The sequence below is a fragment of the Alkalibacillus almallahensis genome, from assembly GCF_011761495.1.
In the GTDB taxonomy this organism is placed as follows: Bacteria; Bacillota; Bacilli; order Bacillales; family Alkalibacillaceae; genus Alkalibacillus; species Alkalibacillus almallahensis.
Map to the genome: position 1 here is coordinate 144,703 of NZ_JAASRU010000001.1, position 19,500 is coordinate 164,202.

At 37.0% G+C, this 19,500-nt stretch carries 23 protein-coding genes; all 23 read left to right on the forward strand.

Annotated elements, in window-relative coordinates; genetic code table 11:
* Window positions 1-10: 10 nt before the first annotated feature.
* Complete coding sequence (gene fliG / locus FHR85_RS00750; RefSeq protein WP_167260045.1) at window positions 11-1,024, forward strand: flagellar motor switch protein FliG; 1,014 nt, start codon at window positions 11-13, stop codon at window positions 1,022-1,024.
* Window positions 1,017-1,769 carry a flagellar assembly protein FliH gene (gene fliH / locus FHR85_RS00755; RefSeq protein WP_167260047.1) on the forward strand — a complete coding sequence of 251 codons (753 nt, stop codon included), beginning with the start codon at window positions 1,017-1,019 and terminating at the stop codon, window positions 1,767-1,769. The genes fliG and fliH overlap by 8 nt, the downstream gene beginning before the upstream one ends.
* 7 nt (window positions 1,770-1,776) lie before the next feature.
* On the forward strand, window positions 1,777-3,096 hold the full coding sequence (gene fliI, locus FHR85_RS00760; protein WP_167260504.1) for a flagellar protein export ATPase FliI: 1,320 nt from the start codon (window positions 1,777-1,779) through the stop codon (window positions 3,094-3,096).
* The gene (fliJ, locus tag FHR85_RS00765; protein ID WP_167260049.1) at window positions 3,093-3,533 is read left to right on the forward strand and encodes a flagellar export protein FliJ; all 441 of its coding nucleotides are present in this window, start codon (window positions 3,093-3,095) and stop codon (window positions 3,531-3,533) included. The genes fliI and fliJ overlap by 4 nt, the downstream gene beginning before the upstream one ends.
* 17 nt (window positions 3,534-3,550) lie before the next feature.
* Window positions 3,551-4,129, forward strand: coding sequence for a MotE family protein (locus FHR85_RS00770; RefSeq protein WP_167260051.1), 579 nt, complete (start codon window positions 3,551-3,553; stop codon window positions 4,127-4,129).
* A 32-nt stretch (window positions 4,130-4,161) separates the two neighbouring features.
* Entirely contained in the window at window positions 4,162-5,688 is a 1,527-nt protein-coding gene (locus tag FHR85_RS00775; protein WP_167260053.1) for a flagellar hook-length control protein FliK, read from the forward strand.
* Window positions 5,688-6,152, forward strand: coding sequence for a flagellar hook capping FlgD N-terminal domain-containing protein (locus FHR85_RS00780; RefSeq protein WP_167260055.1), 465 nt, complete (start codon window positions 5,688-5,690; stop codon window positions 6,150-6,152). Before FHR85_RS00775 ends, FHR85_RS00780 begins: the two co-directional genes overlap by 1 nt.
* Window positions 6,145-6,522: a TIGR02530 family flagellar biosynthesis protein gene (locus FHR85_RS00785; RefSeq protein WP_167260057.1), complete on the forward strand. Its 378-nt coding sequence runs from the start codon at window positions 6,145-6,147 to the stop codon at window positions 6,520-6,522. Before FHR85_RS00780 ends, FHR85_RS00785 begins: the two co-directional genes overlap by 8 nt.
* A gap of 83 nt (window positions 6,523-6,605) precedes the next feature.
* Window positions 6,606-7,535, forward strand: a complete 930-nt coding sequence (gene flgG, locus FHR85_RS00790) for a flagellar basal body rod protein FlgG (protein ID WP_167260059.1) — start codon at window positions 6,606-6,608, stop codon at window positions 7,533-7,535.
* Between the two features lie 41 nt (window positions 7,536-7,576).
* Window positions 7,577-7,804: a flagellar FlbD family protein gene (locus FHR85_RS00795; protein WP_167260061.1), complete on the forward strand. Its 228-nt coding sequence runs from the start codon at window positions 7,577-7,579 to the stop codon at window positions 7,802-7,804.
* Window positions 7,788-8,210 (forward strand): flagellar basal body-associated FliL family protein, encoded by a 423-nt coding sequence (locus FHR85_RS00800; protein WP_167260063.1) that lies wholly within the window; start codon window positions 7,788-7,790, stop codon window positions 8,208-8,210. Before FHR85_RS00795 ends, FHR85_RS00800 begins: the two co-directional genes overlap by 17 nt.
* A 31-nt stretch (window positions 8,211-8,241) precedes the next feature.
* Window positions 8,242-9,240: a flagellar motor switch protein FliM gene (gene fliM / locus FHR85_RS00805; protein ID WP_167260065.1), complete on the forward strand. Its 999-nt coding sequence runs from the start codon at window positions 8,242-8,244 to the stop codon at window positions 9,238-9,240.
* The gene (gene fliY, locus FHR85_RS00810; protein WP_167260068.1) at window positions 9,233-10,456 is read left to right on the forward strand and encodes a flagellar motor switch phosphatase FliY; all 1,224 of its coding nucleotides are present in this window, start codon (window positions 9,233-9,235) and stop codon (window positions 10,454-10,456) included. The genes fliM and fliY overlap by 8 nt, the downstream gene beginning before the upstream one ends.
* Before the next feature lie 21 nt (window positions 10,457-10,477).
* Window positions 10,478-10,840: a response regulator gene (locus tag FHR85_RS00815; RefSeq protein WP_167260070.1), complete on the forward strand. Its 363-nt coding sequence runs from the start codon at window positions 10,478-10,480 to the stop codon at window positions 10,838-10,840.
* A gap of 22 nt (window positions 10,841-10,862) precedes the next feature.
* Window positions 10,863-11,543 carry a flagellar biosynthetic protein FliO gene (locus FHR85_RS00820; RefSeq protein ID WP_167260072.1) on the forward strand — a complete coding sequence of 227 codons (681 nt, stop codon included), beginning with the start codon at window positions 10,863-10,865 and terminating at the stop codon, window positions 11,541-11,543.
* The gene (fliP, locus tag FHR85_RS00825) at window positions 11,536-12,204 is read left to right on the forward strand and encodes a flagellar type III secretion system pore protein FliP (protein ID WP_167260074.1); all 669 of its coding nucleotides are present in this window, start codon (window positions 11,536-11,538) and stop codon (window positions 12,202-12,204) included. Before FHR85_RS00820 ends, fliP begins: the two co-directional genes overlap by 8 nt.
* Window positions 12,205-12,225: 21 nt before the next feature.
* Complete coding sequence (gene fliQ / locus FHR85_RS00830; RefSeq protein WP_167260077.1) at window positions 12,226-12,495, forward strand: flagellar biosynthesis protein FliQ; 270 nt, start codon at window positions 12,226-12,228, stop codon at window positions 12,493-12,495.
* Window position 12,496: 1 nt separating this feature from the next.
* Window positions 12,497-13,276 (forward strand): flagellar biosynthetic protein FliR, encoded by a 780-nt coding sequence (gene fliR / locus FHR85_RS00835; protein WP_167260079.1) that lies wholly within the window; start codon window positions 12,497-12,499, stop codon window positions 13,274-13,276.
* A gap of 1 nt (window position 13,277) precedes the next feature.
* Window positions 13,278-14,363 (forward strand): flagellar biosynthesis protein FlhB, encoded by a 1,086-nt coding sequence (flhB, locus tag FHR85_RS00840; protein WP_167260081.1) that lies wholly within the window; start codon window positions 13,278-13,280, stop codon window positions 14,361-14,363.
* 23 nt (window positions 14,364-14,386) lie between these two features.
* On the forward strand, window positions 14,387-16,423 hold the full coding sequence (gene flhA / locus FHR85_RS00845) for a flagellar biosynthesis protein FlhA (RefSeq protein ID WP_167260083.1): 2,037 nt from the start codon (window positions 14,387-14,389) through the stop codon (window positions 16,421-16,423).
* On the forward strand, window positions 16,420-17,565 hold the full coding sequence (gene flhF, locus FHR85_RS00850) for a flagellar biosynthesis GTPase FlhF (protein ID WP_167260085.1): 1,146 nt from the start codon (window positions 16,420-16,422) through the stop codon (window positions 17,563-17,565). The genes flhA and flhF overlap by 4 nt, the downstream gene beginning before the upstream one ends.
* Window positions 17,562-18,428 carry a P-loop NTPase gene (locus FHR85_RS00855; RefSeq protein WP_167260087.1) on the forward strand — a complete coding sequence of 289 codons (867 nt, stop codon included), beginning with the start codon at window positions 17,562-17,564 and terminating at the stop codon, window positions 18,426-18,428. Before flhF ends, FHR85_RS00855 begins: the two co-directional genes overlap by 4 nt.
* A gap of 3 nt (window positions 18,429-18,431) precedes the next feature.
* Window positions 18,432-19,499 (forward strand): protein-glutamate methylesterase/protein-glutamine glutaminase, encoded by a 1,068-nt coding sequence (locus FHR85_RS00860; protein WP_167260088.1) that lies wholly within the window; start codon window positions 18,432-18,434, stop codon window positions 19,497-19,499.
* Window position 19,500: the final 1 nt, after the last annotated feature.

Below are 19,500 nucleotides of genomic sequence, written 5' to 3' on the forward strand. Positions count from 1 at the left end.
TAGGCGTCATATGACTGCTCAGAAGAAAGATTTATCTGGAAAACAAAAAGCGGCAGCACTCCTCATTTCTTTAGGGCCAGATGTGTCTGCAGAGGTTTATAAACATTTAACTGAAGAAGAAATTGAGCAATTAACCCTCGAAATTTCATCTGTAAAGAAAGTGGATTCAGAACAAAAAGACGACATTATGGATGAATTTCATCAAATAGCTGTCGCTCAAGATTACATTGCTCAAGGCGGAATTAACTACGCAAAGACCGTACTCGAAAAGGCATTAGGAGATGATAAAGCTGGTAAGATTATCGATCGTTTGACCACTTCACTTCAAGTCAAACCATTTGATTTTGCACGTAAAGCAGATGCTGGTCAAATCTATAACTTTATTCAAAATGAACATCCTCAAACAATTGCTTTAGTCTTATCGTATTTAGATGCTGAACAATCATCCCAAATTTTATCAAATTTACCTGAGGAATCTCAGTCAGATATAGCAAGACGAATAGCTGTCATGCAATCAACATCTCCTGAAATTGTTAATGAGGTTGAACATTTACTCGAGAAAAAACTATCCACGACAGTAACAGATGATTATGCTGAAGCAGGTGGAATTGAGTCTATTGTCAACATTTTAAATAGCGTTGATCGTACAACGGAACGTACGATTTTAGATGACTTAGAAGTACAAGATCCTGAGTTAGCAGAAGATATTAAGAAACGTATGTTTGTATTTGAAGATATTGTGACCCTAGACAATCGTGCTATTCAGCGTGTAATTCGCGATACTGAGAATGAAGACTTAATGTTATCACTCAAAGTGGCAAGTGATGAAGTTAAAGAAACATTATTTAATAATATGTCTAATCGAATGGCTGAAACGATGAAAGAAGAAATTGAAATCATGGGTCCTGTTCGATTGAAGGATGTGGAAGAGGCTCAAACACGTATCGTTGGTACGATCCGCCGCTTAGAGGAGATGGGTGAGATCGTTATCGCACGTGGTGGAGGTGACGATATCATTGTCTAATCTTTACCGTTCTTCAAAGAGTAATGAACATAAAACGATTCAATTAAAACCCGTTCAGGTTCAACAAGAACCTGAAATACATAATGATGATCATGAAGTTGATACAGAAGCGATTCTTAATGAAAAATTAGCAGAAGCAGAAAAAAAACTAGCAGATGCGAAACAACAAGCGGAACAGATAATTAACGACGCCTATAGTCAAGTCAATCAAGAACGAGAGCAATTCGAACAGGAGAAACAAACAGCTTATAAACAGGCTCATGACCAAGGCTATCAAGAAGGGTTTCAAAAAGGTGAAAAGCAAGGTGAAGCTCAATATAATGAATTAATTGATAAAACAAATTCTGTTATAGAAAAGGCGAACCTTGATTATCACGAACATATTAAATCTGCAGAAGATACAATTTTATTGATTGCCATGAAAGCTTCAGAAAAAATTGTTCACCAACATTTGCAAGAAGACGAATCAAGGTTGATGCCAATTATTCAAGAGGCAATAGAAGAAGTATCAGACCAGCCAGAAATTAAAGTATATGTCCATGTAAACCAATATCAAATGGTGTTAGATTATAAAGCATCACTACAAGCAATGCTTAATAATTATTCAACTCTATCGATCTATCCTAAAAAATCTATTAAAGACTTTGGTTGTGTTATTGAAACTGAGCAAGGTCAAATTGATACATCGATTGATACTCAACTCAATGAGTTAAAACGGACTTTACTTAATGAAGTGGAGAGATAATCTTACTATGGTCGTTGAAAGTATCTTAAATCAAATTGAACAAACTAACACAGTTAAACGATATGGAAGAGTGAACAGAAGTGTTGGTCTGCTGATCGAATCGAAAGGACCTGAGACAAATATTGGTGATGTTTGTTTTATCTATACTGGTCAGCAAGGTGATGCAATCAAGGCTGAAGTAGTAGGATTTCAAGATCAGAATGTCTTACTTATGCCATATGAGCAAACGAATAAAATCGGGCCTGATAGTTTAGTAGAATCCACCCATCGTACACCTCATATTCAAGTAGGAGAAGAATTGATAGGTAGAGTATTAAACGGATTAGGTGAACCAATAGATGAACAACCTTTATCAGGTAATCTTACATCATTTGATATAGAACAGAAACCACCTAACCCTCTTTCTAGAACGCCAATTGACCAGGTTGTATCAACTGGGATTAAAGCCATTGATAGTTGCTTAACTGTAGGAAAAGGGCAACGTATAGGTATTTTTGCAGGTAGTGGTGTTGGTAAGAGTACCTTGCTTGGAATGTTAGCTAAAAATAGTGACGCAGAAATTAATGTGTTTGCTTTATTAGGCGAACGTGGTCGTGAGGTACGAGAGTTCATTGAACATGACTTAGGACCTGAAGGATTAAAGCGATCGATTGTTGTTGTCGCCACTTCAGATCAGCCGGCGTTACAACGTATTAAGGGTGCTAGTACTGCTACAGCTATTGCTGAATACTTTCGTGACCAGGGCTATCATGTCAACTTGATGATGGACTCGATTACACGAATTGCGATGGCACAACGTGAACTTGGGTTAGCTAGTGGCGAACCACCTACAACAAAAGGGTATACGCCAAGTGTTTTTGCTTTACTTCCACAACTATTAGAACGTACAGGGCCTGATCAACGAGGAAGTATCACAGCCTTCTATACTGTTTTAGTCGATGGAGATGATTTAGATGAACCTATTTCTGATGCTGTAAGAGGACTGTTAGATGGTCATCTAGTCTTAGACCGTCAGCTTGCTGAACAAGGACAATATCCGGCGATTAATATTATGAAATCAATAAGTCGACTCATGTCTAAAATCGTTAATCAAGAGCACCAACAGCTTGCTCACCGTGTTAAATCATTATTAGCTACATACGAAGAAAATCGTGAACTGATTCAAATAGGTGCCTATAAAAAAGGATCATCATCGGAAGTGGATGAAGCTATCTTTTATTACCCAAGAATTATGAAGTTTCTATCCCAATCAATGAATGAAGCAGTAACGGCTGAAGAAAGTTATCAACAATTACAAAATCTATTTAAAAATGGTGATAATTCATGAATGATCTAAATACGTTTCAAAAACTTTATCAAGTTCGTGAACAAGAATTAGATGATGCACGATCGAATTATAACCGCGCTGTAGATCACTTTGAGACTGAAGCTAATAAGTTGTATGAATTACTCAAATCTAAAGAAGGTTTAGAAAAACAATTAGATAATCAGATGACATCAGGAATAAAAGTCGACTGGATGACGAGTTATTATAATTATTTCAATTTAATTCAAGACCAAGAAAGTGATCTTCAGAAGAAAGTTCACCAAGCAAGGTTGAACATGTATAAGAAACAGGATGCTGTACAGGCTGCTCATCAAGAATTAAAGAAAATTAATAAAATCATAGATAATAAAAAAGAAAAACAAAACCAATTAAATAAACAAGCAGAGTCAGAATTCTTAGATGAAATTGCAGTACAGCATTATTCTAGAGCGAAATAAAAGGTGATCGTATGGCTATGGATCAAAATAAAGAAACAAATACAAGTAAATTTCAATGGTTTCTATTTGTTATTATTATTCCCGTTATCTTTGCGATAACCTTGGTCTTAATTATTTCAACATTTGCAGGTGTTAATCCGATTGAAAAAGCTCAAGAGTATGGTAGTCAAATGCCGGTTGTTGGTTCTTTTGTTTCAACGCCTGAAGAAGAAACACAAGAACAACAGCTTGCTAATCATGAAGCAACTATTCAAGATCAAAAGGCGACTATTGATGAGTTAGAAGCAACGATTAATACAAAAGATCAAGAAATAGAAGAATTGTCTAATGAAATTAATCAGTTAACGGAGCAATTAGAATCTCAAGAGGAAACACAAGCAAGTCGAGAAGAATCAATATCACAATTGGCGCGTTCTTTTACTGAGATGAATGAGGAAAATGCAGCAAGTGTTATGGCCAATATGGAACAATCGGTTGTACTTGATATTTTAGAAGGCATGAATGATGGCGAGCGCGGAACAATTCTCGCAGAGATGGACGCAGAATTAGCAGCGACCCTGTCTAATGCACTAGTCCAAAGATCAAATGGTGAATAATTAATTTTAACCTTTTGAAAGGGGGTGAAAAAATGAATGGACTCGTAGCTATGATGCCAACAGCTCAAAGCCAACCAATAATGAATAATGCTAATGTAAAATCTCCGAGTGGACAAGGATTTAAAAATGCTTATGATAGTGCATCAAGCAGACATAGTTCTCAAAGCATTGAACAAAAAAATCAGACAATGTCTGAAAGTGAAGTTAAATCAATTGTTGAGAAGGTTCAAGAAGAATTACAATCCGAAGATGGTGATATCACTAAGGTAGTTGAAAGTCTTTCTGATGAAGACACAACAAAGTTATTGAACACAATCAATCAGCTTATGGGTCAATCTAATTCCTTTATGAATCAACTAAACGTTGATGATTTAAATGCTTTAGGAAAGCTACTATTAGAAACACATAATCAGATGACGAATCTTGATCCTAGTAATCAATCACAATCATTAGGAAAACTATTAGATTCATTAAAACAATTACAGTCAAAATCAGATGTTGACTTAAGTCAATTAAGTAAAAAAGACCTGTCAAATTTAATTGAATCAACCGATAATCTAAGCTTAGAGCAATTAGGTCTATCACTAGAGAAATTTAAATCCTTGGTAAGTGAGCTTGATCAGGTGAATTTGGAATCTTTAAATGAGGATTCGCTTCAACAAATCCTTGAATCCATACAACAACAGGAAGTCAGTCAGCTATTGATGAATGCTCCAGCTATTAACCTACAACAAATTGATTCTTTAACGACTGGCAATCAAAATCAAGTACAACAAACGGAACAAGCATTAGCTCGTGTGATCGCATCATTATTTGGCCAACAACAGAATATGACGTTTAATCAACAGTCAGGATCATCTAATAAATGGCAGCAATTATTACAGCAATTACAACAACAAATTAATCAACAAAACTTGAATCAACCATCGGTACAACACAGACAAGATGTTGCAGCGATTCGTCAGTCACTTACACAATTATTAAATAATCAAACAAGTGACCAATCCATGTCAGCTGCACGTTTAGATCAATTATTTGGCGATCAAAATCAAATGTCTAAATTAGAACAGTTTACGATTCATTTAGCGCGTGCAAATGGTCAGCAATCGACGAGTAATATGAGTAGCCAGCAACAGATGATTGAGCAGTTACAAAGAATTATTCAATCTTCTAATTTTGGTAGAGCTAATGGGGCACAAAATTTAACGATCCAATTGAAACCTGCAAACTTAGGCCAAATGACCTTGCAATTTATGCAAATAGATGGTCAAATGGGCGTTAAAATCTCTGTGATGTCACAAGCAGCTCGCGAAATGTTAGAAAGTAACATCAACCAATTGCGACATATGTTCCAACCCAACCAAGTGGTAATCGAACAACGAAGTGTTGATCAAGCTAATACTGATTTCACGAAACAACATATGAATGACGAACAGGCTGAACAAGAAGAACAGGAAGGACAACTGTTTGAAGAAGACCAGTTAGGTGACATAGAGGAAGAAGAAATAGAACAACCTCTGTCATTCCAAGACTTTTTAGTCAGTGAGGAGGTGGAATAATGAAAATTGATGAATCTTTAATGCTACAATCCCAAAATCAGCAACCCATTAAGCAAGAAGGTAAGCAAGATTTAGGGCGAGACGCATTCTTAGAAATTTTAATGACACAATTAAAAAACCAAAACCCATTAGATCCAATGAAGGATAAAGACTTCGTAGCACAAATGGCAACCTTTACTGAGTTGGAACAATCAACAAAGATGGCAGATAGTATTGAACAAATGACTCAAAACCAAGGTTACTCAGACTTCTTACAGATGTCTAATTTAATTGGTCAATCTGTCCATTATGAAACAACGAATGATGAAGGGAATGTTGTCGAACAGTCTGATGTCGTTCAATCGGTTAGAAAAGGTGAGAGTGGTTTAGCGTTAACACTTGAAAATGGTGATGAGGTTAGTGCTTCACAAATCATTCAAATTGGTCAATCCAACCAAGGAAGTGATGGTGGCACCAATGAATAAGATCAATCAAGTTTATCATCAACAGCCATTACCTTTACCAAACAAAACGAAAACAGAACCATCACAAAATCAATCATTTAAGTCAGTTTTACAACAAGTTGCCGATGAAGGAGTTAAGGTCAGTAAACATGCTCAAAAGCGTTTGGATGAACGTGGGATTCATATTAGTGATCAACAATGGTCACAAATAGAATCAAAAATGAACGAAGCCAAACAGAAAGGGATTACTGAATCAGCCATTGTTATGCGCGATTCTGTGTTAGTTGCAAGTACAAAAAATGACACGATTGTCACTGCAATGGACCGATCTGAAGCTTCGAATCAATTACTGACGAATATTAATGGAACAATTATTTTGAATGAAGATTAACGGCTGGACCGAAAGGAAGCCGTCAAACTGCTGACCGACAGAAGCAGTTAATAAACTGAACAAAAAGAGAGGATGCATAAAACATGATACGTTCATTTTACACAGGTATATCTGGTATGAGTGGTTTCCAGGAAAAACTAGACGTAACGTCTAATAACATTGCAAACGTCAATACATTTGGCTTTAAAAAAGGTCGTCAAACATTTGCTGACTTAATGAGTCAAACCACACAAGGGGCAACAGCACCAGGTGGTGATCAATTAGGTGGGCAGAATCCGATGCAGGTTGGTTTAGGGTCTAACACCGGAAGCATCGATAATATTCATACACAAGGTACACGACAGACAACTAATCGCCCTTTAGACTTAGCGATTGAAGGGGACGGAATGTTTGCTGTAGCAACCCGTACCAATTCAGCTGGTGGCGGTGATGATGCAATAAATTACTTGAATAGTGATAATCCTGATGAAATCAATTTCACCAGAGCGGGTAATTTTTATTTAGATGGTCAAGGGTATATTGTTAATTCTAGTGGACAGTACTTAGTTGGTGATTATGCTACTGATGCTACTGCAGAAGACCCAGAAACTGATTTAGAAGGTGCACCTGGTCGAATTCAAATCCCTGATGGTGCGCAAAGCTTTGATATTTCTTCTGACGGTGTCGTGAATTATGTCAACGAAGCAGGTCAAGCGCGTATTGCTGGTCAGATTACTCTAGCCAACTTCTCGAATCCTGGTGGTTTGGAAAAATCAGGCGGTAACAATTTCACACTAACGGATAATGCAGGCCTAATGGGAGACGAAGATGCTGCGGCTATTGGTAACACTCTAACTGCTCCTGGCGAAGGCGGAACTGGTGGCCTATACGCTGGTGCTTTAGAAATGTCGAACGTTGACTTATCTGAAGAATTCACTGAGATGATCACGGCACAGCGTGGTTTCCAGGCCAATACGCGTGTGATTACAACATCAGATGAAATTCTACAAGAACTAGTAAACTTAAAACGATAAGGAGGAAAGGGGCTAACGTCGCTTAGCCCCACTTATCATTTATGATTGATGTAACCCGTTTAAACGGTGAAGAATTCGTCGTCAATGCATTGTACATAGAAAAGGTCCAAGCATTACCTGATACGACAATCACATTATCGAATGGAAAGACCTATTTCGTAAAAGAATCAACAGACGAAATTATTCAAAGATCAGTTGAATTCTATAAAAAAGTAGGTTTAGTTGATCTCCAAGCAAAGGTAGTTGATGAAGATGTCGAAACCGATTAAGATCATGCTAACAACCATCATTACATTAACGATTGTTGGTATTGTTGCTATTATTCTATTAATCTATGTCGATTTTGATGAGAGTAGTGATAGTGAACCAACAATCAGCGATATGGCTGAAAGTTCATTTGTCACTGATGAGATCACCACTGATTTAGCAGATGGACAATTTATACGTGTGCAATTTCGCATAGTAACAGATAATCAAGACACGAGCGAACAGTTAAAATCAGGTGATCATTTCGTTATTAATGATGCGATTATCGAAGAGCTGACAGTTCTTGAGGGTAGTGATTTCCGTAATGAACTAACATCGGTTAGAGAAGATGTTAAAGGAGCGATTAATGATCGCTTAGATGAAGGTGAAGTTACTGACGTCTTTATTACCCAGAAGGCAGTACAATAAATGAAAACACTCCACAATGGAGGTGATGAAAGTGGCGGATGATGTTCTGTCCCAAGGTGAAATTGACGCGCTTTTGTCGGCTATTTCTACTGGTGAAATGGACGCAGAAGAGTTAAAAGAACAACAAACAGATGAACGTAAAATACGTGATTATGATTTCAAGCGAGCCTTACGTTTTTCAAAAGATCAGATTCGTGGATTAGCACGAATTCATGAAAACTTTGCGCGGCTTCTAACATCATTTTTTGCAGCACAGTTAAGGTCTTATGCTGAAGTAACTGTAGCTTCTGTAGATCAGGTACCATATGAAGAATTTATCCGTTCAATGCCACAGCGAACCGTGTTAAACATTTTCTCGGTAGATCCACTTGAAGGGCGCTTATTGTATGAAGTTAACCCAAATATTGCTTATGCCATAATTGATCGAGTCTTAGGTGGTGAAGGCATTGGAACAAATAAGGTTGAAAATTTAACCGAAATTGAAAGTAGGATCATGTCACGGTTATTTGAGCGAGCTTTTGAATCATTAGAAGAAGCCTGGGGATCGATGGTTGATATCGATCTAACCTTAGAAGAATTTGAAACAAATCCTCAATTTATTCAAATGGTATCGCCGAACGAGACAGTTGTTGTCGTTTCCTTAAATACAACGATTGGTGAGAGTACGGGTGTGATGAATATTTGTATACCTCACATGGTGTTGGAGCCGATTATTTCCAAGCTTTCAGTGCACTATTGGATGCAAAATGAGAAGTCGCAAAGTAATCCAGAAGATTATCAGCATTTATCGAAAAGCTTAACTCAAGTCGATGTAGAAGCGAAAGCGATTCTAGGGGAATCCGACATCTCGATAGAAGAATTTTTAAACTTAAACCATAATGATGTCATCATGTTGGATCAAGCTATTGATGATCCGCTTACGTTATATGTGAATGATGAGCCAAAATTTAATGTTCAGCCTGGTAAACAAAAGCGCCATATGGCTGTTCAAATTCTAGATGAATTAAGGGGTGAAGATGACCATGAATAATAATGATAATATGCTATCTCAAGAAGAAATAGACGCCCTATTGAACAGTTCAAGTGATGAAGAGAACTCTGGCAGCAATCAAAATGCTAATCAGACAGACGAAAATTCCAATCAGGGTGGACAAACATCAAGTCAATTACAAGATTTTCTGACAGATATTGAGATTGATGCCATTGGAGAAATTGGTAATATTTCATTCGGTAGTTCAGCTACGGCCTTATCTTCTTTATTAAATCAAAAAGTAGAGATTACCACACCTGTTGTCTCAGCAATCGACAGTGAATCACTTGTCGACGAATTTCCTACACCACATGTAGCTGTCAAGGTAGACTATACAGATGGGTTTAGAGGAATGAACTTATTTGTGATCAAGAATCAAGATGCCGCGATTATCGCAGACCTTATGTTAGGCGGTGATGGTACCAATCCAGCTGATGAATTAGGAGAAATTCAATTAAGTGCTGTTCAAGAGGCGATGAACCAAATGATGGGTTCTGCTGCAACTAGTATGTCTTCAGTATTTAATAAACGCGTTGATATTACACCACCTGATATAACGGTATTGGATGTTGAAAAAGGTGAAGGAACAGATTATATACCACAAGAAGATAATTTTGTGAAAGTCTCTTTTCAATTGCAAGTAGGTGAATTAATTGATTCTAATATCATGCAATTATTACCTGTTGAATTTGCAAAAGAATTTGTTGATAGCTTACTGAATGCAGAAGATCCTGTTGAAACAGAATCAACTACTCAAGAAGAACCTGCTCAACCAAAGCAAGAAACTCAGCAAAAGCAACCAGAACCAAAACCTGACCAGAGCCAACAATCAACACAAGCGCAAACAAATTCACAACAACTAGGTCAAAAAGCTTTTCAACAGGGAGAAGATCATTGCGTTGATCAAGCGCAATTTGAAGAGTTCGGAAAACAACCTCAACTTGGCCAAGATGAGCAACGAAACTTAGATTTACTAATGGATATTCCGTTGAATGTATCGGTTGAATTAGGGCGTTCAAGTAAAAGTATCAAGGAAATATTAGAGCTTAACACGGGTTCCATTGTCGAACTTGATAAATTTGCTGGAGAACCTGTTGATATTCTCGTTAACAACAAACTGATTGCCAAAGGTGAAGTTGTCGTTATAGATGAAAACTTTGGTGTTAGAGTATCAGATATTTTAAGTCAAGCAGAACGGATTCAAAAATTACGATAATTAAATTAGGGGGATTACATTATGGCACAACAAATCTTAGTCGTAGATGATGCAGCATTTATGCGTATGATGATCAAGGATATTTTAGAGAAGAATGGTTATGAAGTAGTTGGGGAAGCAGAGAATGGTGAAGCGGCCGTAGAACAATATAAAGAGTTAAATCCTGACTTAGTAACACTGGATATTACGATGCCAGAGAAAGACGGAATTGAAGCATTAAAAGAAATTATAAGTCAAGACAGTAATGCGAAAATTGTGATGTGTTCAGCGATGGGTCAGCAAGCGATGGTAATCGATGCGATCCAAGCCGGAGCAAAAGACTTTATTGTTAAACCGTTTCAGGCTGATCGTGTACTAGAAGCAATTGGTAAAGCACTAAGTTAAATGGTTGTGGGGTAGGAAGACGATGAATAAACGTGTTATTTGGGTTGGGGTCATAGCATTGATGATGTTAATCATTAGCCCAATCGTGGTAGTAGCTGATGAAGAGTGTGATGGTAGTGTGGCTGATTGTTTAGAATCAGAATCAAATAACAGTCCAAATAGTAATGACGAGACGGACGAACCAATTGCGGATCAACCGACTGAAGATAACTCAGAAAACGAGGAAGCTATTGGTTCGTCGAATCAGTCGCTGTTTTTAGACTTTTTACGAATGATTGCAGCCTTAGTTCTCGTATTAGCTTTAATATATATTGTATTAAAATTCATTCAAAAGCGAACTAGAAACTATCAACAGACGCGGGCACTCGAAAATATAGGTGGCGTTTCATTGGGACATAACAAATCCGCTCAGATTGTTCGAGTTGGAGATGAATTCTATTTAATTGGTGTAGGAGATGACGTTAATTATTTAACGAAAATTGAAGATCAAGACACAATTGATCAATTAATGACGACGCCTGAAGAGGCTTCAAGTAATATGTCATTTCAATCTATCTTCCAAAGTTTTCAAAACAAACGGAAGAATAGTTATCAAGAAGCTGAAACTAAAAACCAATTTAAAACAGAGTTAGAAACCATGAAAAACTCTAGACAACGTATGAGGAAACGTTATCAAGATAAGGAAGACGATAGCAATGAATGAATTTATGAATCTATTATCAGAGAATGATCCTGGGACAATTTCAACAGCTGTTCAATTATTATTACTTTTAACCGTATTAACACTCTCACCGAGTATTCTTGTGTTAATGACTAGTTTTACTCGTATTGTTATCGTATTATCATTTGTTCGAACAGCACTGGCAACCCAATCAATGCCTCCAAATCAAGTGTTGATTGGACTAGCACTGTTTCTAACCTTTTTCATCATGGCTCCGACATTATATGAAGTGAATGAAGAAGCACTACAACCGTTATTCAATGACGAAATTACTTTAGAAGAAGCTTATGATGAAGCAAGCATTCCTTTTAAAGATTTTATGTCGGAACATACTAGACAGCAGGATCTAGCTTTGTTTATGGATTATACGGATGCAGAGACACCTGAATCTGTCCAAGATATTCCATTAACAACATTAATTCCGGCTTTTGTGATTAGTGAGCTGAAGACAGCCTTTCAAATGGGTTTTATGATTTTTATACCATTTCTTGTGATCGACATGGCAGTAGCCAGTGTTCTGATGTCGATGGGAATGATGATGTTACCACCAGTTATGATCTCATTACCGTTTAAAGTCTTGTTATTTGTAATTGTGGATGGCTGGTATTTAATCACCCATTCGGTCTTAGAAAGTTATTTATAGTGATAGGAAGTAGGAATCAATATGACACCAGATATGGTTGTTGCATTAGCAGAACGAGGCGTTTATACCATCTTAATCGTGGTAGGGCCACTATTAATAATTGCATTGTTCGTTGGTCTAGCAGTAGCGATTTTCCAAGCGACGACACAAATCCAAGAACAAACATTAGCATTTATCCCTAAGATTATTGCTGTGTTTATAGCCATCGTCATTTTAGGCCCTTGGATGTTGCAACGTTTGATTGAATTCACGACTAGTATTTTTAATGAAATTCCTAATATAGTTGGTTAATATGATTGAGTTACTAGACATTACGAGAATTCCGGCTTTCTTTTTAATTTTAGCTCGATTAACAGGGTTTATATTGTTTGTTCCTTTATTTGCATATACGACAATCCCTAACCGAGTTAAGATTAGCTTAATCATTATTTTATCGTGGATCATGTATCTTACGTTAGACAGTCCAGCTTTAGTCGTAGATGGCCAATACATATTATTACTTTTAAAAGAACTAACCATTGGAATTATGATTGCACTTGTTGCCTATATCATTTTTACGGCTGTCCAAGTTGCTGGTGGCTTTATAGATTTTCAGATGGGTTTTGCGATTGCAAACGTAGTCGATCCTCAAACTGGGGCACAGAGTCCCATTATCGGTCAGTACTACTATATTATTGCAACGCTATTATTAGTCGCAACCAATGCTCACCATCTCTTAATCGATGGCATTTTTTATAGTTATGAATTTATCGGTTTTCAAGAGATGATTCCGATTCATACAGAGTCTTTTGCCGAATTTATCATAATGACGATGTCACAGATGTTTTTATTAGCGTTTCAAATGGCGATTCCGATTGTTGGCACATTGTTTTTGGTAGACGTGGCCTTAGGCATGATAGCTCGTACAGTACCACAAATGAACGTTTTCATCATTGGTCTACCACTTAAAATATTAGTTAGTTTCTTCACTATTTTTATTAGTTTTGGTTTCTTTGGATTATTAGTCTCTAAATTGTTTGAATATATGTTTCAAACGATGAGACAGTTAATGGAACTAATTGGGGGAGCATAATGTGTCGTTACTTCGTTTAGATTTACAATATTTTAACCAAGAAAAAACTGAACAAGCGACACCGAAAAAGCGTCAAGATTCGCGTAATAAAGGACAAGTGGCTAAGAGTCAAGATATTACGACGGCGATTTTGTTGTTTGCTGTTTTTGTTTTCATGGTGAGCTTTGGTTCAACGCTAGGCGATACATTATCAAGTGTATTCATATTTACATTTACTGAGCTGATTCACTATGAAGTTACTCCCGAAAATGTCGAGAGTGCTTTGTTTCAAGTATCTGTTGAAGCTATAAAAGTTGTCTTACCAATTATGGCCGTTGCGATTACAGCAGCGTTAGTAGCTAATTATTTACAAATTGGTTTTTTACTAACAGGTGAACCACTTAAGTTTGATTTAAACAAAGTAAATCCTATTAATGGGATTAAACGCATATTTTCAGCAAGAGCCATTGTGGAATTTTTAAAATCCATGTTAAAAGTTAGTTCTATAGCTACTGTTTGTTTTGCCATTCTATGGGTTAATCGCTCTGATATGATGACATTATCACAAAAATCAGTTCCTAATGCGATCGCGTTTTTTGGTCAATTAACACTTATTATGGGTGTAGCAGCAACGCTTATGTTGTTAATCATTGCTGTCATAGATTATATCTATCAACGTCATGACCATGAAAAAAATATTCGTATGTCAAAACAAGATATTAAAGACGAAAACAAAAATATGGAAGGTGATCCGCTTGTTCAATCACGCATGAAGGAGCGCCAACGTTCAATGGCACAGCAACGTATGATGAGTGAGGTGCCTGAAGCAGATGTTGTGATCACGAACCCTACGCACTATTCGATTGCTTTAAAATATGACGAAGAGCGAGCAGAAGCTCCTTTTGTTATTGCTAAAGGGGTAGATTATGTTGCTCTTAAAATTAGAGAAGTTGCCGAAGCGAATGGAGTTGTCAGGATCGAGAACCGTCAACTTGCACGAGGCCTATATAATTCTGTAGAAATTGATGAAACGATTCCTGAGGATTTCTTCCAACAAGTTGCAGAAGTATTAGCTTATGTTTACAAAATGGAGAAACAAGCTAAGTAAGTACGAAGAGAGGATTTTGAAGCATGTCAGCAAGAGATTTATCGGTACTATTAGGAGTTATATTAATTATCGTCATGTTAGTCATTCCACTTCCAGGATGGCTATTAAGCATTTTGATTTTGACGAATATATCATTAGCTTTAATTGTTATTCTCGTCACAATGAATACACAAGAAGCTCTAGATTTTGCTATATTTCCATCATTATTATTATTATTAACGTTATTTCGACTAGGGCTTAACGTATCAACAACACGTTCGATTTTATCAGAAGCTGACGCTGGTAATGTCGTAGATACGTTTGGAAATTTTGTGACGGGTGGTAATCCATTTGTCGGTTTTGTGATCTTCTTAATCCTCGTTATTATTCAATTTATTGTTATTACTAAGGGTGCAGAACGTGTATCAGAAGTGGCAGCCCGCTTCACCTTAGATGCGATGCCTGGTAAGCAAATGAGTATTGATGCTGATTTAAACGCTGGTATGATTACCGAACAACAAGCCAAAGCACGCCGTGAAAAAATTGAAAATGAAGCGGATTTTTATGGTGCTATGGACGGTGCCAGTAAATTCGTAAAAGGGGATGCTATTGCTGGTATTGTAATTGTACTCGTCAATATTATCTTCGGTTTTATTATCGGTATGACACAGTGGGGTCTATCTTTTAGTGAAACCGTGAATACCTTCCTTCGTTTAACTGTTGGGGATGGTTTAACATCTCAAATACCCGCCTTATTAATTGCAACTGCGACTGGTATTGTTGTGACAAGAGTTGCTGCTGAAGGTAATCTATCACATGATGTGACAGGCCAATTATTCCGTTATCCAAGTCTAATGTATGTGGCAGCTGGAACGATATTTATGCTTGGTTTAACACCAATAAATATCTTTCTAACAACATTTATTGCAGCAATCCTTGCTTTTGGTGGCCGATATTTAGCACAAGCTCAAGAAAGACAAAGTCAATATGAAGAAAGTGAACATGAGGAACAATCCGAGGAACAAGAAGTGGCTCAACCTGATAATGTCGTCGATCTTCTAAATATGGATCCGATAGAATTCGAATTTGGCTATGCGTTAATTCCGATTGCTGATGCGAATCAAGGAGGAGACTTGCTAGATCGTGTTGTGATGATTAGGCGGCAGTTAGCGTTAGAATTAGGTATTGTCATTCCAGTTGTCCGTATACGAGATAATATTCAGTTGAATCCGAACGAATATCAGCTAAAAGTGAAAGGAAATGAGGTTGCAAAAGGAGAACTTTACTTAGATCATTATCTCGCTATGTCTCCAGGTATGGAAGATGACTCAATAGAAGGTATTGATACTGTAGAACCCGCTTTTGGTTTACCTGCTAAGTGGATTTCCGAAGATATGAAAGATGAAGCAGAGTTATCAGGTTATACAATTGTTGACCCACCTTCAGTTGTCTCGACGCATATTACTGAAGTTATTAAACGATATGCTCATCAATTATTGGGACGCGAAGAAACACAACAATTAATCGATCACTTAAAACAAAGTTATCCAACGCTAGTGGATGAAGTGACGCCTGAACCTCTATCTGTAGGCGAAATTCAAAAAGTGTTATCAAAACTATTAGAAGAACAAATCTCTGTTCGTAATTTGCCAGTTATATTCGAAACACTGGCTGATTATGGGAAGATGACTAATGATACAGATTTGCTAGCAGAATATTGTAGACAATCCCTATCAATGCAAATTACCCAATCGTTTGCAACATCTGACTATCAGATGAAGGTTATCACATTGTCACCACAAGTTGAGAAAAAAATCGCTGAACATATTCAACAGACAGAGCATGGAAATTTCTTATCGATGGATCCTGAAACGCAACAAAAAATTATCGAATCCATTCATCAACAAGCAAGTCAAGCGTTTATGGATGATGCAACACCTGTCTTACTTTGCTCACCAGCGATTAGAAGATACGTAAAACAAATGATTGGACGCTATTTACCAGATGTGGTTGTACTATCTTATAACGAACTTGAACCAGATCTAGAAGTCGAAAGTGCTGGGGTGGTGAACATAGCATGAGAGTGAAAAAATATACGGCACCGACAATGCCAGAGGCAATGAAGGATGTACGTAAAGAACTTGGTGATTCGGCAGTTATTTTAAATTCTAAAGAGAAAAAAACAAAAGGATTTCTCGGCTTATTTAAAAAGAAAAATATAGAAGTAGTAGCTGCCGTGGACCCTTCACCTATGCAACAAACAAAAGCGAAAAGTGTAAAAGAACCTAATGTTAATTTTCAATTGGATCATCAACCATCATTAAATCTTAAACAACCAACTCAAGAGCCTTCATCACATGATCAAGATTTAATCAAGGAGATCAAAGAACTTCGTGAATCTTTAAAGGATTCTAATCAAAGCTCTAATTATTATCCGACTCCAACTGATTCAATTGCTTATGAATTGGGGCACCTAGGAATTGACCAGGATACTATTCAAGAGTTGATGGAGCCAGTTATGACAGAATACTATACAAACAATAAATCACAAGATACTTCTGTCTATTGGCAAATCGTAAAAGATCAAATTTTTCACAAGATGGAAAGTGCGACTCAATATGAACAAGATGCTAGGTCCAAACATATCTTCTTATTCGGACCTACTGGGGTAGGAAAAACAACGACATTAGCAAAACTAGCAGCTGATTCTTCTATTAATCAAGGATTAGATGTTGGCCTTATCACATTAGATACATTCAGGATTGCTGCGGTTGATCAATTGAAAACCTATGCTAAAATACTGAACTTACCTGTTGAAGTCGCTTATAATCACGAAGATTTCTTGCAAGCTAAGGAAAAATTCACTGATAAGGATATTGTATTTGTTGATACACCAGGTAGAAATTTTAGGGAAGATCGTTATATTGAGGAAATGAAACAATTTGTTGAATTTGAAGATCATGATGAATTATTTTGCGTCTTATCACTTACTTCAAAAGAAGAGGACATAGATGATATATATGCTAAATTTAGTAGTTTATCGATTAATCAAGTGATCTTAACGAAGTTAGATGAAACGAGTTATTTAGGTTCAATCTTAAATCTTTGGCAACAACATCAATTTAGAATTGCGTATTTAACAACTGGTCAAGACGTTCCGGATGATATTGAACCACCATCTCCACAGAGAATGACGGATTTGATAGTAGGTGATCAGTCGTGACAGATCAAGCCCATGAACTAAGGCAACGTGTATTGCAACACGAGCAAAACCAAGCTCGCACCATTGCAGTCTTTAGTGGTAAAGGCGGGGTCGGTAAGTCTAACTTCGCTCTTAATTTTAGTATGGCATTATCTGAACAAGGCAAAAGCGTCCTAATATTTGATCTAGATATTGGTATGGGAAATATTGATATCTTGTTGGGCCTACAACCTAGACAAAATTTATCGACAATGTTAGAGAAAAAGTTACAAATTTCTGATATCATAGAAGCAGGTCCACAACGTTTGTCCTATATTGCAGCTGGAACGGGTTTGTCAGATTTCTTTCACCTTGACCGTTCTAAATACGACTATTTTATCAGGCAACTACAACATGTAACGACAGCCTATGATTATATCATTTTTGATCTAGGTGCAGGTATGTCTGAAGAACATTTAGCCTTTATTCAAGCAGCTGATGAAAGTGTTGTCGTGACAACGACAGAACCAACATCGATTACGGATGCTTACGCAGCTATAAAGCAATTGGTTGCACATAGTAAGCGTCAAGATTTGCAACTATCTTTATTAGTCAATCGTGCAAGTGACCGTGATGAAGGAGAATTTGCCTACACGAAATTAAATGCTGTCGTGATGAAATTTTTAAATCAAAACTTATCCTACAAAGGGTACATCCCAGATGATTCAACTGTTGTTCAAGCAGTCAAACAACAACAACCTTATTATTTAGTTTCACCTAAGAGTAAGGCTAGCAAGCAAATGAGAAATTTAGTTGATATTTACTTGAATCAGGATGACGGAATTGAACAAGATCGTAAATTTGTTAAACGACTTCGATCATTTTTCTCACGAAAGGTAGATTGAACTATGGATAAGAAAAGGGTATTAGTCATCGATGATTCTGCCTTTATGCGAAAAGTTATTTCAGACATTATTAATGATGATAGTAGTTTAGAAGTGATAGGCACTGCTCGAAACGGCGAAGATGGTCTAAAAAAGGTTGAAAAGCTTAATCCGGATGTTGTGACGTTAGATATTGAAATGCCTATCATGGATGGTTTAACAGCACTTAAACGTATTATGGATGACTATCCTACACCCGTTATCATGTTGTCAAGTTTAACTTATGAAGGGGCCGAAAGCACGATAACAGCTCTACAGTATGGAGCGATTGACTTTATCAATAAAACATCTGGTTCCATTTCACTTGATTTGGCCCAAAAAAGTGTTGAAATTTGCGAGAAAGCAAAAGATGCAGCGCATGCTAAATTGCACAGGTCTATGGCTCTTTTGCCTGAAGCGACACCTAATGAGTTAACAATTAATAGAAACCAGCCGTCCAAGAAATTTCAGCACGAGCAAACACTTGTTGTGGTAGGTGTATCAACTGGAGGACCTAAAGCATTGCAGGAATTATTATCTAGAATTCCTGAATCGTTTAGTTGTCCGATATTAATTGTCCAACATATGCCCGCTAAATTCACGCAGTCCTTGGCAGAACGATTGGATCGATTATCTGAAATTTCTGTTAAGGAAGTCCAACATGGAGAATTGTTAAAGAAAGGGCACGCTTATATAGCGCCAGGTGATAACCATTTTGAAGTTAAATCAATCGGGAGATCTTTGGCAGCAATAATAGAACAGACACCAGCTGTTAATGGTCATCGTCCAAGTGTGAATAAATTATTCAAGTCAGTTGCTGGTGTACCTCACATGAACAAAGTGGCAGTTGTCTTAACTGGAATGGGCAGTGACGGAACTGAAGGTGCTAAGTACCTTAAAGAACAAGATTCTTCTACATATTTAATTGCTGAATCGAAAGAAACAGCTGTCATTTACGGAATGCCTAAATCAATCGTTGAACAAGCCAACCCTAATTTAATTAAACCAATCAATGAAATGGCAGATGCTATTGTTGAAATCGTGAAACAATGAG